Here is a 13,641-nt window from a genome sequence, read left to right as displayed (position 1 = left end):
TATGACGGTAGAGCAGTTGAATGCTTCAGAATATAATCCGTTCTATGAAAATTATATTAAGAGTGTCCCCAAAGAGAGTTCTTTGGGGACATTATTTTTAGAGAACCTGAAAGAAGTTTCAGAAATCTTAGAGCGATTAGAAGAAGCCAAGTTAGGCTATAAATATGCCGAAGATAAGTGGACGATAGCTGAAGTTTTTCAGCATTTGATCGACGTGGAAAGAATTTTTCAGTTTAGAGCCTTAAGCCTGGCAAGAAGAGAATCACAAGCTTTACAGGGATTTGATCATGATGCTTACGTAACTTTTAGCAGAGCTGAAAATCGAAGCTTAAAAAGCTTAAAAAATGAATTCGAAATTGTAAGAAAATCGACTTTATTTTTATTTGATTCCTTTACAGAAGATATGTTGAAGCAGGTTGGACAAATGAACGGATCTTCAGCAACACCTAGAGCAATTGGCTTTATAATTATTGGGCATACCAAACATCATTTAAAAATTTTACAAGAGCGATATAGCATTTGAGCGATACCCCAAAATATATTAGATCTACAAAAGCTTTTTTCAAACTTCTGGTTAAAGCTTTTAATAGTTGGAATAAAAATGAACCTTATTCCCGTAGTGCTACTATTGCTTATTATACGCTATTTTCTTTACCATCATTATTGATCATCGTAGTAAGTATTGCAGGTTATTTCTTCGGAAGAGATGCTGTACAAGGTAGAATTACTAAAGAAATCACCAGATTTATTGGTAGCGGTACAGCAGATGCGATAGAAAAAATGATCTCTAACGCCTGGCTTTCTCAGGATTCAACATTTGCGATCATTTTTGGTGTTGGAATGTTATTATTTGGTGCAACCGGAGTGTTTGTTCAGCTGAAGCTTGCGATGAACAATATTTGGAACGTAGCTGAAAAGCGTAATGATTTTTGGGGTGTTCTTTTGGACAGAGCAATTTCTTTTGGGATGATTCTCGTCGTTGGGCTTTTATTACTTGTTTCCTTAGTTATTTCGGCTTTGCTTAATGTGGTCAAAGAAAGAATTCATTTTATAGCGCCTAATGTTACCGGAGCGATGCTAGATATCGCCAATTTTGTAATCTCATTTCTAGTAATCACCAGTTTATTTATGTCGATCTTTAAAATTCTTCCAGATATAAAGATTAAATGGAAAACAACTTTTTGGGGAGCAAGTCTAACAACGCTTCTATTCTTAATTGGTGAATACCTAATAAGCTTTTATTTTGGTGCCAGTGAGCCAACTTCGGTCTATGGTGGTGCTTCAAGTGTGGTTTTAATTCTACTTTGGGTATATTACGCCTGCATGATATTATTTTACGGAGCCGAATTTACCGTACAGTACGCACTGGTTAAAAATGAAAAAATTCAGATGGGTAAAAACGGGGAGCCTGCTATTTACCAGGAAATGGAAAAGCTTGAAAAGAAAAAAGTTCAAATAAAAGAAGAGAAAAGAATTATTGATAAACTTAAAGAAAATCTTCGCTTTGCCAAGAAATCTAAAAAAGATTCAGAATCATAAATATTAACCAATTAGATTTTCCCAAATAATAAAAAAAGCTTTCTGAGGTTGTGGCAAAATAATTTAAACCACATTAACCATTTTTAAATAAATGTCAAAAGAAACCTGCTTTTCTTAATAAGCGTTAAGAATATTAAAGTTTAACGCTTATTAACTTGCAATCATCGCAATTTTAAAAGGTCTTTAATACAGTCTTCTATGCTTAGTTTTTAAATTTGAAATTGAACCAAAAAAAGAAAAATTATGGATAAGAGAGTAGCAATTTTAGCGACAGACGGATTTGAAGAGAGTGAGTTAACCTCTCCAAAAGAAGCGATAGAAAAAGCAGGTTTTACTGCAGATGTTGTAAGTATCAAGTCTGGAACTATAAAAAGCTGGGATGTAGATAACTGGGGAAAAGATATTAAAGTTGATAAACTTGTTAGCGAAGTTACTGCTAAAGATTACAATGCTTTGGTATTACCTGGTGGAGTTTTAAATCCAGATAACTTACGTACTAACGAAGATGCCTTGGTTTTTATAAGAGATTTCTTTAAACAGAGTAAGATCGTAGCAGCTATTTGTCATGGACCACAGTCTTTGATAAACGCAGAAGTTGTTGAAGGAAGAACGATGACATCCTACCCGGCAATTAAAAAAGACCTTGAAAATGCAGGTGCACTTTGGGTAGATAGAGAAGTAGTTGTAGACGAAGGATTTGTAACCAGTAGAACACCAGATGATCTACCAGCATTTAATGATAAATTAATCGAAGAAATTAAAGAAGGAAAGCACGATTATCAGCATGCATAATTCTTTAATGAAATTTGGAATATTGAAAAAGGGAGCTTAAGCTCCCTTTTTTTATGTTTTAATCCTCGTCCTCTTCTTCGTTATCTTTTTCAGGAATATCTACGATTGGCTCGTTAAAGTCGTCATCATCATAATCGTCTTCGTCAAAATTAGCCATTGTATTTTCTAAACGAGTACTAACTTTTACAAGATAAATAGCATCTTCAGTTTTTACTTCAACCGCATCAACCGTTTCTCCCTTCGCATTCTTAAAGGAGATGATGTGGTCGTCATCGTAGCCATCAGGGTATTTTTCAACCAGAAGGCTTAATATCTCCGGTGTTAATTTCTTAAAGTCAACAATTACTCTTTTCATTTTCTAAGGTTGATTTTTTTTGCAATTATAAATAAAAATATAAAATCTTAGAGGCCTGGGGTAAATTTTTAATGGAATAATAAATTTATAATAATCAGGCGTTTTTATAAAATTCAAAGGCATCAAATATTAGATCATTTGGAACCTGACAATCAATTTCTGTCTCACCAATATCTTTTAGAAGGACAAAATTGATCTTTCCGGCTTCATTTTTCTTATCATACTTCATTAGATCGATAATAGCATCGATATCTTCTCGAGTAAAATCTACTTTTCCATAAAGTTCGACAATTCGCTTCGTGATATCATCAAGTTTTTCTGTAGGGAAATCCTTTAGTTCCTTTGAAAGGTAAGTAGCCAAAATAATTCCCAAAGCGACGGCCTCACCGTGTAATAAGGTTTTCTTTTCGGTATGCGTTAGGCAATAAGATTCTACCGCGTGGCCTAATGTGTGGCCATAATTCAATGTTTTTCGTAATCCGTTTTCAAAAGGATCTTCAGCAACTACTTCAGCTTTAATTTCTACAGAAACACGTATAATATCATCAAGATCACTTAATGTAAGTTCACTTAGCTGTCCAACTTTGTGCCAGTATGCTTCATCTGCAATAAGACCATGTTTCAAAATTTCAGCTAAACCACTTCTCATTTCTTCGGAAGGAAGTGTCGCTAGATAATCTGAATCTACGATCACCATTTCAGCATTAGAAATTACACCTATCTGGTTTTTAAGATTCCCAAGATCTACACCGGTTTTTCCACCAACTGAAGCATCTACCATAGAAAGCAGAGTAGTGGGCACGTTTATATAATTGATTCCTCGTTTAAAAGTTGAAGCAACAAAACCACCAAGATCGGTCACTACACCGCCACCAAGATTAATCATAAGGCTTTTACGATCTCCTTCAAGATCAGACATTGCCTGCCAAACTCCCATACAGGTGTCCAGGTTCTTAAAAGGCTCGCCAGCTTCGATCTCTATGATTTCGATAGCCGTTTCGGTTTCTATTTTTGGTAAAAAAGCAGGCAGGCAAAGCTCGTGAGTATTGCTGTCTACTAAAATAAATACCTTAGAATGATTGTTTTCTCTTAGATATTCATTAATTTTTTGATATGCTTCTTCTTTGTAATAAACGGTTCCTTTTGCCGTATTTGCCATGATTTTGGATCTTTTAAACAGTGTCGAAAATAAGGAGAAATAATTAAATCGAAATCAATATTCAATAATTATATTTGCCTTAATTAACTATATCCCATGATTAGAAAAAAGATATTTAACAATACCAAAACGGCTTTTAGATTAAAATCAGATTCAGAACTAGATAGAGCAATTTTCTTGTTTAGTATGATGGGAAGGCCAACTTTAGTAAAATCTGGTATTGCACTTACCAAAATGTCTTTAAAATTAAATTTACCTGTAGAAGGCCTTATTAAAAAGACGATTTTTGAACAGTTTGCCGGTGGTGAAACAATGGAAGATTGTAAACCGACCATAAAAACCATGTTTGAGGCCAAATTACATAGTATTTTGGACTATTCTGTTGAAGGAAAAGAGACCGAAGAGCAGTTTGATGCCGCAGTAGAAAAAAAACTACAACTTATTAAGTTTGCCAGCGAAGAAAAAGAGCTTCCTTTTGCTGTTTTTAAGCCCACCGGAGTAGGGAGATTCGAGATTTGGGAGAAAATGACTGCTAAAGTTAGTTTAACCGACGATGAAAAAAAGGAGTGGGAAAACATCAAAAATCGAGTAGAGCGACTTTGTAAGAAAGCTTACGAGCTTAAGGTTAGATTGTATGCAGATGGAGAAGAAAGCTGGATGCAAACAGCAGCAGACGATTTAATGGAAGATATGATGCGACGTTACAATAAAGAAGAAGCGCTTATTTTTAATACTTTGCAGTGTTATCGTTGGGATCGTATTGAATACTTAAAAGATCTTCACGAAAAGGGTAAAGCTGAAGGTTTTAAAATAGGAGCGAAGATCGTTCGTGGTGCCTACATGGAAAAAGAAAACGAACGAGCTAAAAAACTGGGATATCCTTCGCCAATTTGCGAAAGCAAGGAAGCTACAGATGTGAATTTTAATAGTGTAATGTCTTATTGTTTGGGTAACTTGGAAGATATATCAGTTTATATTGGTACGCATAACGAGGTTAGTAATTATCTTGCTTTACAGATTATCGAGGATAAGGATTATCCAATTAATCATCCTCATATCTGGTTTAGTCAATTATTCGGGATGAGTGATCATCTTAGCTATAACCTGGCGAAAAAAGGTTATAATTCGGCTAAACTCGTACCGTTTGGACCTGTAAAAGATGTGGTTCCTTATTTAATGAGAAGGGCGCAGGAAAACTCTTCAGTAAAAGGACAAACAGGGCGTGAGCTTTCTTTATTGTTAGAAGAGCGTAAACGTAGAAAAGGTCATGAAACAAGACACGATCGCCAAGAGAAGGAAAGTTTTTAATTCAACTCTCACTTCGATTTACTGCGCTTTAAAACCGTGATTGCCGTAAGCAATTGTGGTTCGTTAATTTGCTTAATATCCAGTTCAGGAAAACGAATTAACTCCCAACGCTTGTCATTATATTCTAAGGCGGTTAGATTTTCGATCCAATCGCCAGAATTTAAATAAAGACAAGTTCCTTTTTTGTTGGTTTTTCTAACGATTCTTGGCTGATGAATATGCCCGCAAACCACATATTTATAGTCATTTTCTATGGCAAGATCTGTAGCGGTCTTTTCGAAATCGTCTATAAATTTCATGGCACTTTTTACTTTGCTTTTAATCTTTTTGGATAGTGAATATTTTTTTCGGCCAATTCTCACCAAACACCAGTTTAAAAATCGGTTAAGAAGAATTAAAAAATCATAACCCCAACCACCAAGTTTAGCGATCCACTTGGCATTTTGTATAGAAACATCAAATACATCACCGTGAAAAAACCAGGCTTTTTTTCCGTCGAGTTCTAAAACCAGCTTATCTACGATCGAAAACGAGCCCATAAAAGTCTCGCTAAACTTTCTAAGCATCTCGTCATGATTTCCGGTAATATAGATTACTTCAGTTCCGCTAGTGCTTAGATCGATAATTTTCTTGATGACTTCCAGATGAGATTTTGGGAAGTAACGTTTTCTAAACTGCCAGATGTCGATAAAATCTCCATTAAGGATTAACTTTTTTGGCGCTACGCTATCAAGATATAGCAACAATTCTTTCGCATGACATCCAAAAGTTCCTAAATGAACATCTGAAATCACCAACAAATCAATTTTTCGCTTTCTTCCCAATACAGTCTACTTTTTTGCAAAGGAAAGGTGATTTTCAAAAAATCATATTAAGTTGATTTTAAGCAATCTTCAATTTATTGTTATTCAGTTTCTAGATGTTAGAAAATAGATTTTAGATTCTTTAAACTGCAAACTGAATACTGAATACTGAGAACTGCTTACTGAATCCTACTCGATAATTTTCACCTTATCTGAATATCGAACCGGAGCTTCAGGATTTTCTGCTGGGTAACCTAAGGCAATATTGATCGCAACTTCGTAACCTTCAGGAATATTGATTAATTCTAGCAAATCTGAATTTTCTTCTAGATTTAATATGGGGACCAAAGTTCCTAGCGGACAAGTGCCCAATCCCATTGCTTTCGAGCTCAGTAAAATATTCTGAAGCGCAATTCCGCAGTCCATATAACTAATAGTACTGCTTTTGTCTCTGGCCATCACGATCGCGGTTGGCGCTCCGTGAAAAATACTAAAACCGGGTTCGCGGTAATGTGCCGCACTTCCTTTAAATTCTTTTCCTTCAGCATAATTTAGAAAACGCTGATTAATTTCATTTAAAATCTCTTGATTCTGAATCACACGAATCTCCCAGGGCTGTTTATTCAACGCACTTGGCGCATAAATCGCACATTTCATAATCGTGTCGAGCTGTTCTTTAGAAACCTGCTTATCGGTATATTTTCTAATACTTCTTCGCGAAAGCATATTGTCGATCACCGCCGTTTTTCCTTCTAAATTCAACACTTCGGGCGTTTCTGGCTTTTGCTCACAGGCAATTAAACTTAATGCACTAATCGCGATAAGAAAGATCTTCTTCATAATTATATGGGTTGATGCAGTTTTTTACTGAATGAAAAATTAAACTTGAAAATGATATAAATAATATAAACGTAAATGAGATACGGAATGTAACCGTAATAATGCAGGCTTAGCACCGCAAAAGTCACAGTCAATATTGAAAGTGTAAGTAAAAACACTTCTTCTGTTTTTTTAGGCCAGTCGATTTTTGTTCCCCAGGTTCTTGGCATAAACACCTGATTGATCTTTGTTGAAAATCCATTCAGAATTAAAATGGAATACGACATATATTCGAAACCGGCTCCAAACTGAATGCAAAGCCCGGCAACCAAACCAATCATTAATCCGTAATAAGATTTTCCGGTGGGAGAAGATGGGCTCGATGGCATATCGGTAGCCATAAAAATTGCGCCGAGTAAGATTCCGCCTAAACTGTAATTGAGGTTTTGATCTTCAAAGATCCATAGGAATGAAAGGAAGCTCACTAATAGAAATACCGGAATATGCCACGAAATTCTTCTTCTAAAGATCAAATAGATTCCACCTAATAATAAACATACTGCAGAATATTCGCCTAAAGCTCCGGTAGGAACAAAGAATAATTCATTTAAAAATTCCGCCCAATGTGCATTCGGAATAAAATTAAACCATTCAACTTCATAAACATACCGAATTCTTTTCGTCGACCAAATATCTCCTGAACTCATCACCAGCGGAAAGAATACCGTCATAAATTCGCGACCAACCAAAGCCGGATTAAATTTATTTTTACCAACGCCTCCCCAAAGAATTTTCCCAAATAAAACAGCGCAAGAACCACCAAAAGCGGCCACATACCAAGGCGTTAAAGGTGAAGTCGTAAATACGAGCAGCAACACTGTGATAATGGCTGAACCGTCTAAAATTCCTTTCCATTTTTTTAAAAAGATGCCGGAAAACAGAATTTCGGTTAAAATAGCGCCACCTAAAGCTGAACCTAAAACGATTAAAAACCAGATGCGATAAGTATAAAATGCAAACGCACAAAGCGATAACAATGCAATGATCACATCGAGCATCACTTTACTGATGCTGTTTTTAGAACTTACAAAAGGGGAGAAGCGACTATTTTGCATACCTCATTTTTTGAAGTTCCACTTTTCCTAAAACAATGCTTTGCATTAGCGGTAAATTACTAGGACAAATATATTCGCACGCGCCGCACTCGATACAATGATCTAAGTTGAATTGGCTCAACAAATTTTGATCTTCCTGATGACCTTTTACAAACTGCATTGGCATTAAGTGCTGCGGACAAACATCTACGCAATACCCGCATTCAATGCAATTTTCGATAGATTTTTGTTGCTTTTTGAATAGTAGAAGTCCGCCAGAACCTTTTTTAATCGGGCTATCCAGATCTGCAACTTCTTTTCCCATCATTGGTCCGCCCAAAACGATATCTACATCTTCAGCATCAATATTTAATTCTTCTAAAATATGCCGAATAGGAGTTCCAATTTTAACGCGGTAGTTTCCAATGCTGTTTACCGCATTTCCTGAAATTGTAATTACACGTTCAGTAGTTGGGATTCCATTAAAAAGAGCTTCGTAAATCGCTAAAATCGTCCCCACGTTGCTCACCAGATATCCAAAATTCGCCGGAATGCTTCCTTTTGGAATTTCTTTATGGGTAACACTTTTTATAAACTGAAGTTCGCCACCTTGCGGATATTCATTGGTTAATAAATGAATTCTAATGGCTAAATTTGGATAATTTTTGAAGCTTTTTTCGAAGTGTTTTTTGAGTTCTTTATGTTGTTTTTCAATCCCGATAACGATCTCTTCAGGTTGAAAAATTTGATTTAAAACCGCAATGGTTTTCAATAATTTTTCAGTTTCGTGACGCATCACAGCATAATCTGAAGTCAAATAAGGTTCGCATTCTATTCCATTGATTAAAAGTGATTTAATTTCACTTCCTTCAACCTTATATTTAATGTTGGTTGGGAATTCTGCACCTCCAATTCCTGCAATTCCGAAGTCTTTTAAAACCTGAACAAAGCGCTCTAAATCTAATTGCTGAAATTCGATAATTTCAGTAGTGATTTTTTGTTGCTGAAAATCATTTTCTAAACTGATATAATGTTCATCGATCGCAATAACTTTTCCTGAAACCGGCGAATGAATCTTAGCTGCGAATTGATGTTCTACATCTTCAGCCAAAACCTGATATTGTAAAATTTGATCGCCAATTTTTACAAGCGGCAGCAAAGTTGAGCGATAGGATTGCAGTGGAATTCGATAAACTGAAGCTTCCTTTAATTCAGCGATCGGTTGCTTTTTGGTTTTATATTTTAACGACGGAATATGCATCATCGGCGATCGATCTTTACCGGAAAGTTTTCCGAAGAAATAATTCCGCCCTGTTGGTTAATTAGAAAACCTTCCACTTTAAAATCCTGCTGAATTTTATGCAAAGTCACCAAAAAATGATTGGAAGGAATTGCGAAAAGTCCGGTAGCTAAAACATCACCTAAAAAACAAGAATCGGTAAGTAAACCAAGCTGATAATTACTGGAAGGATAACCGGTTACAGCATTGATAATATGCCCAAACTCTTTCCCTTCAATAATGTTGGAGTGCGTATTTCTCGCTGAAGTTGAAAAGCAATTATTCTTTAATTTTAGTTGAAACAAGTCGGTATTTTCAGCGATATCGGGAACATTTACTTTCCAATTAGGATGCTCATCATCATTTATTCCAACGATCGTACTTCCGCCGGCATTAATCATCGCATCGGTGATGCCATCGTTCTTGAGTTTTTCTAAAACCAGATCGATCGCGTAAGCTTTTAAAAAAGAACCGGTGTTAATTTCTTGTCCGCTTTCAATTTTAACCCGATTTCCTTCAATTTGAATGTTTTGATAATTTACTAATTGCTGAGTCGATTCAATTTCAGTTAAACTCGGGATTTTGTTTATTTCATTTTCGTGCAAACCCCAAAGTTTTAAAAGTGGCATCGACGTAATGTCGTAAGCACCTTGAAAATAGCTTGAAAGTTGTTTTACTTGTTGAAGTAATTCAATAGTAAACTCATCAGTTTCAGTAAAATGACCGGCGTTTTTATTGATTTTCGAGATATAGGAATCTTCTGAATATGAATTGTACCTTCGATCAATTCGCTCTAATTCAGCAAAAAGTTCATCAAAATAAAAGTCGTGGCAAACTACCGGAAGTTTAATTTTTATATGGCAATAAAACAGGAACCGGGTTTGCGCTTTGTATTGTTTACTGACTTGCGGAAGCGGTTTCTGCGTTATCACTTTCTATGCTTGTTTTAGGGGTTGGAGTGGCGTTAATATCTCTTTCGTCGATATGAATAGTTTGAAAATAAATATTTTCGTTCGCCAATTTGTTTTCTTTATTTCGGGTAATTTTTTGCGTTTCAAAAGTTTCATCAAACTTTTTATGATCCTTTTCTTCGGGTGGATCGAGTGAAACCAGAATCCCATCCAGGGTTTTCCGGTTTCCAAAAATTAAAAGTCCGGCGCCTAAAAGATATAAGCCTGCCTGTTTTATCAATTTCATTCAGCAATTTATTTGCTTCAAAAATAAGCAATAATAAAAGAGTGAAATATCGGTTTCTCTGGTTTAACGCTCTTTCAGTTCACTTTTTAGAAGTTCAAAATAGCAAAATGCGATTATTAGTGATTTGCTAAATATTTATGTTTAAAACTGAATATTTTTAATGCAGAATTAACCGCAAAAGCTGATGAAGTCTATTTTCTCGCATAAATGCAAATGTTTTACTAAAATGAATTTTTAAATTATAGGCTAAAAAATTACATTTGTTCAAAATCGTACTAATGGCAGGAAATTCCTTCGGAAAAATTTTTAAACTCACCACTTTTGGTGAATCACACGGGCCGGCAATTGGTGGAGTCATCGATGGATGCCCGGCAGGATTAGAATTAGACTTTGAAGCAATTCAGGAAGAATTAAACCGAAGAAAACCTGGCCAGTCTGCCATTGTAACGCAGCGTAAAGAACCAGATACGGTAGAATTCTACTCGGGTATTTTTGAAAGAAAGACCACTGGTACACCAATTGGTTTTGTAATTCATAACGCAAATCAAAAATCTAAAGATTATTCTCATATAAAAGATACGTATCGTCCAAGTCATGCCGATTATACGTATGACGAAAAGTATGGTGTAAGAGACTATCGTGGTGGTGGGCGTAGCTCTGCAAGAGAAACGGCAAGTAGAGTAGTGGCAGGCGCAATTGCGAAACAACTACTAAAAGATATTAAGATCACTGCTTATGTAGATTCTGTTGGCAAGATCTATTTGGATAAACCACATTATGAAGTCGATTTTTCTTTGATCGAAACAAATCCTGTACGATGCCCAGATAAAGCCAAAGCTGAAGAAATGGAAGCTTTTATCAAGCAAATAAGATCTGAAGGAGATACTGTTGGTGGAACCGTAAGATGTGTGATTAGCAACGTACCAAAAGGATTGGGAGAACCAGTTTTTGATAAATTACATGCCGAATTAGGTAAAGCCATGCTATCAATAAATGCCGTTAAAGGTTTTGAATACGGTAGCGGTTTTGAAGGAACCAAAATGAAAGGTAGCGAGCACAACGATCTTTTTAACGAAGATGGTTCTACAAAAACCAATTTGAGTGGCGGTATTCAGGGCGGAATTTCAAATGGTATGGATATTTACTTCAACGTTGCTTTTAAGCCTGTTGCGACAATAATGCAAAAACAAGTTACTATTAATAAAGATGGTGATATGGTAGAAATGCAGGGGAAAGGTCGCCACGATCCTTGTGTTGTTCCCAGAGCCGTTCCTATAGTTGAAGCTATGGCAGCACTTACGATTGCCGATTTTTCACTTCAGAATAAATCATCTAAACTTTAATAAAAAAATACAGAAAACCACACTATGAAGAAATTAGCACTGCATTGGCAGATTTTATTAGGAATGTTTGCCGGAGTTGTTTTTGCCCTTATCATGACCAATTTTAGCTGGGGAGCCGATTTTGTGAGTGACTGGATAAAACCTTTTGGAAACATTTTTATTAATTCGCTTAAGCTTATTGCAGTTCCGCTAATTTTAGCTTCGTTGATTAAAGGAATCTCTGATCTAAAAGATATTTCGAAATTATCTAAAATGGGATTCCGTACCATCGGGATCTATGTTACCACGACCATTATCGCGGTAACGATCGGGTTAATTATGGTTAACCTTATTAATCCCGGCGGAACTATTGGTGAAGATACCCGCCAGGAATTAATAACCAGTTACGAAGGTGATGCCGTTGGTGTACAGGCTAATGCTGCAAAACAGCGTGAAGCCGGACCTTTACAAGCTTTAGAAGATTTGGTGCCGAGTAATATTTTTGCAGCTGCCAGTGATAATGGGAATATGCTTCAGGTAATTTTCTTTGCTATTTTTTTCGGAATTGGTTTGATCTTAATTGATGAAAAGACGGCGAAACCTGTAAAAGATTTCTTTGATGGCTTTAACGAAGTAATACTGAAATTAATCGATTTAATCATGCTTTTTGCTCCATACGGAGTTTTTGCGCTACTTGCTGCATTGGTAGTTGAATCGCCAAGCACAGATCTTTTTGCTGCCTTAGCGATGTATGCACTAACTGTGTTAGTTGGTTTAGCCTTAATGATTGGTGTATATATTTTATTGGTTTGGATCTTTACTAAAAACAAACCTTCATTTTTTATCAATGGGATTGCTCCTGCACAGCTTTTAGCATTTTCAACAAGTTCTAGTGCGGCCACTTTACCCGTTACTATGGAGCGTGTAGAAGAGCACATGGGAGTTCATAAGGAAGTTACCAGTTTTGTATTACCAATCGGGGCGACTATCAACATGGATGGTACAAGTTTATACCAGGCAGTTGCTGCGGTATTTATCGCGCAGGCTTTTGGGATCGATCTTAGTATTGGTGCGCAATTAGGTATTATCGCTACAGCAACTTTAGCTTCTATTGGATCTGCAGCGGTACCGGGAGCAGGAATGGTGATGTTAGTTATAGTATTAGCACAAGCCGGTATTCCTGAAGCAGGTTTAGCTTTGATATTTGCAGTAGATAGACCACTGGATATGTGTAGAACAACGGTTAATGTTACTGGAGATGCAGCTGTATCTGTGATGGTTGCAAAATCTGTAGATATGATGGGCCCACCAAATGTAAAAGAGTGGGATGACGAATATGCTAAAACTCACAAGAAATAGTATTTGCGAATATCAGTTGATTTTGATTAAAAATTTATTTCGACTAGGAAGATCTCGAAATACTTATTCTTTATAATAAAACTGTAGATCACTTTTTACTTTTGGGTCACCATGAAAAGATTTGAGGAAATCTAACTTCAGCTTATAATCTATGTTGTAAGCTGAAAGTGCCAAATCAGCTTCGTTTTTATTGGCTTTAGCAATGCTTAGATTGTTTCTATAATTATTTAAAGCTCCCCAACCCATTCCTAATAATGTAATTGCTATTGCTGCAATGAAAATGGGAACAGCATAAGCCATTAGAAAAAAATGTTTTATGTAGTCCAGGAATAAATAATCTAAATAGAATAATGCAATAGCGAAAATATTAAATAGAACGAAATAGCTGTATACCCACCATTTATTTTTAAGTACTTTCTGAAATTTTGCGTTAGTATCTACAATTTTCTCCTTCCTTCTTTCTCCAAATTCTATTTTGTGACAAGTATTAGTAAAATTAGGCTTGTTTCCGGTTAAGCCACAAATATTACCTTCTTTTAAGCTTACATCCTGATGTTCGCAAAGTTCACAATGCCAGTGAGGCTCCATAGACTATTTTATTTTTAGAACGGTAAG

At 35.9% G+C, this 13,641-nt stretch carries 15 protein-coding genes; 6 read left to right on the top strand and 9 right to left on the bottom strand.

Translation table 11 applies throughout. The features are described 5' to 3' along the window. Window position 1 precedes the first annotated feature (1 nt). The 3 genes from BM201_RS06815 (at window position 2) to BM201_RS06805 (ending at window position 2,331) form a co-directional block, all read left to right on the top strand. Window positions 2-523, top strand: coding sequence for a DinB family protein (locus tag BM201_RS06815; protein WP_092540935.1), 522 nt, complete (start codon window positions 2-4; stop codon window positions 521-523). After that, window positions 520-1,539 carry a YihY/virulence factor BrkB family protein gene (locus tag BM201_RS06810; RefSeq protein ID WP_092540933.1) on the top strand — a complete coding sequence of 340 codons (1,020 nt, stop codon included), beginning with the start codon at window positions 520-522 and terminating at the stop codon, window positions 1,537-1,539. The genes BM201_RS06815 and BM201_RS06810 overlap by 4 nt, the downstream gene beginning before the upstream one ends. Window positions 1,540-1,782: 243 nt before the next feature. Beyond that, window positions 1,783-2,331 carry a type 1 glutamine amidotransferase domain-containing protein gene (locus BM201_RS06805; protein ID WP_092540931.1) on the top strand — a complete coding sequence of 183 codons (549 nt, stop codon included), beginning with the start codon at window positions 1,783-1,785 and terminating at the stop codon, window positions 2,329-2,331. 58 nt (window positions 2,332-2,389) lie between these two features. On the opposite strand, the gene BM201_RS06800 is transcribed toward BM201_RS06805, so the two are convergent. Both BM201_RS06800 and aroB read right to left on the bottom strand, forming a co-directional pair. Then, window positions 2,390-2,686 (bottom strand): hypothetical protein, encoded by a 297-nt coding sequence (locus BM201_RS06800; protein ID WP_092540929.1) that lies wholly within the window; start codon window positions 2,684-2,686, stop codon window positions 2,390-2,392. A gap of 94 nt (window positions 2,687-2,780) precedes the next feature. Further along, window positions 2,781-3,845 (bottom strand): 3-dehydroquinate synthase, encoded by a 1,065-nt coding sequence (gene aroB, locus BM201_RS06795; RefSeq protein ID WP_092540927.1) that lies wholly within the window; start codon window positions 3,843-3,845, stop codon window positions 2,781-2,783. Window positions 3,846-3,941: 96 nt separating this feature from the next. Between aroB and BM201_RS06790 the strand changes: the two genes are divergently transcribed. After that, window positions 3,942-5,153 carry a proline dehydrogenase family protein gene (locus BM201_RS06790; protein WP_092540925.1) on the top strand — a complete coding sequence of 404 codons (1,212 nt, stop codon included), beginning with the start codon at window positions 3,942-3,944 and terminating at the stop codon, window positions 5,151-5,153. An 8-nt stretch (window positions 5,154-5,161) separates the two neighbouring features. Here the strand turns inward: BM201_RS06790 and BM201_RS06785 are convergent, their stop codons facing one another. From BM201_RS06785 to BM201_RS06760, 6 genes are all read right to left on the bottom strand, one after another. Further along, window positions 5,162-5,977, bottom strand: coding sequence for a UDP-2,3-diacylglucosamine diphosphatase (locus tag BM201_RS06785; RefSeq protein WP_092540923.1), 816 nt, complete (start codon window positions 5,975-5,977; stop codon window positions 5,162-5,164). Window positions 5,978-6,145: 168 nt separating this feature from the next. Beyond that, window positions 6,146-6,796, bottom strand: a complete 651-nt coding sequence (locus tag BM201_RS06780; RefSeq protein ID WP_217643049.1) for a nitroreductase family protein — start codon at window positions 6,794-6,796, stop codon at window positions 6,146-6,148. Window positions 6,797-6,798: 2 nt separating this feature from the next. Beyond that, window positions 6,799-7,890, bottom strand: a complete 1,092-nt coding sequence (locus BM201_RS06775; protein WP_092540919.1) for an RnfABCDGE type electron transport complex subunit D — start codon at window positions 7,888-7,890, stop codon at window positions 6,799-6,801. Continuing rightward, the gene (gene rsxC, locus BM201_RS06770) at window positions 7,880-9,133 is read right to left on the bottom strand and encodes an electron transport complex subunit RsxC (protein WP_092540917.1); all 1,254 of its coding nucleotides are present in this window, start codon (window positions 9,131-9,133) and stop codon (window positions 7,880-7,882) included. The genes BM201_RS06775 and rsxC overlap by 11 nt, the downstream gene beginning before the upstream one ends. Further along, window positions 9,130-10,080: an FAD:protein FMN transferase gene (locus BM201_RS06765; protein ID WP_092540915.1), complete on the bottom strand. Its 951-nt coding sequence runs from the start codon at window positions 10,078-10,080 to the stop codon at window positions 9,130-9,132. The genes rsxC and BM201_RS06765 overlap by 4 nt, the downstream gene beginning before the upstream one ends. Further along, window positions 10,046-10,345, bottom strand: a complete 300-nt coding sequence (locus BM201_RS06760; RefSeq protein ID WP_092540913.1) for a hypothetical protein — start codon at window positions 10,343-10,345, stop codon at window positions 10,046-10,048. The genes BM201_RS06765 and BM201_RS06760 overlap by 35 nt, the downstream gene beginning before the upstream one ends. A gap of 278 nt (window positions 10,346-10,623) precedes the next feature. Between BM201_RS06760 and aroC the strand changes: the two genes are divergently transcribed. Together aroC and BM201_RS06750 are read left to right on the top strand one after the other, a co-directional pair. Next, window positions 10,624-11,688 carry a chorismate synthase gene (aroC, locus tag BM201_RS06755; RefSeq protein ID WP_092540911.1) on the top strand — a complete coding sequence of 355 codons (1,065 nt, stop codon included), beginning with the start codon at window positions 10,624-10,626 and terminating at the stop codon, window positions 11,686-11,688. Window positions 11,689-11,712: 24 nt separating this feature from the next. Next, window positions 11,713-13,026: a dicarboxylate/amino acid:cation symporter gene (locus BM201_RS06750; protein WP_092540909.1), complete on the top strand. Its 1,314-nt coding sequence runs from the start codon at window positions 11,713-11,715 to the stop codon at window positions 13,024-13,026. Between the two features lie 63 nt (window positions 13,027-13,089). Here BM201_RS06750 and BM201_RS06745 read toward each other — a convergent pair whose 3' ends face one another. Further along, window positions 13,090-13,614 carry a hypothetical protein gene (locus BM201_RS06745; RefSeq protein WP_092540907.1) on the bottom strand — a complete coding sequence of 175 codons (525 nt, stop codon included), beginning with the start codon at window positions 13,612-13,614 and terminating at the stop codon, window positions 13,090-13,092. Between the last annotated feature and the right edge of the window lie 27 nt (window positions 13,615-13,641).

Origin of the sequence: Zunongwangia mangrovi, assembly GCF_900112105.1 — a bacterium.
Taxonomy (GTDB): Bacteria; Bacteroidota; Bacteroidia; order Flavobacteriales; family Flavobacteriaceae; genus Zunongwangia; species Zunongwangia mangrovi.
Note: the sequence above shows the minus strand (reverse complement) of the source record. Positions and strands in the feature narration are given on the sequence as shown.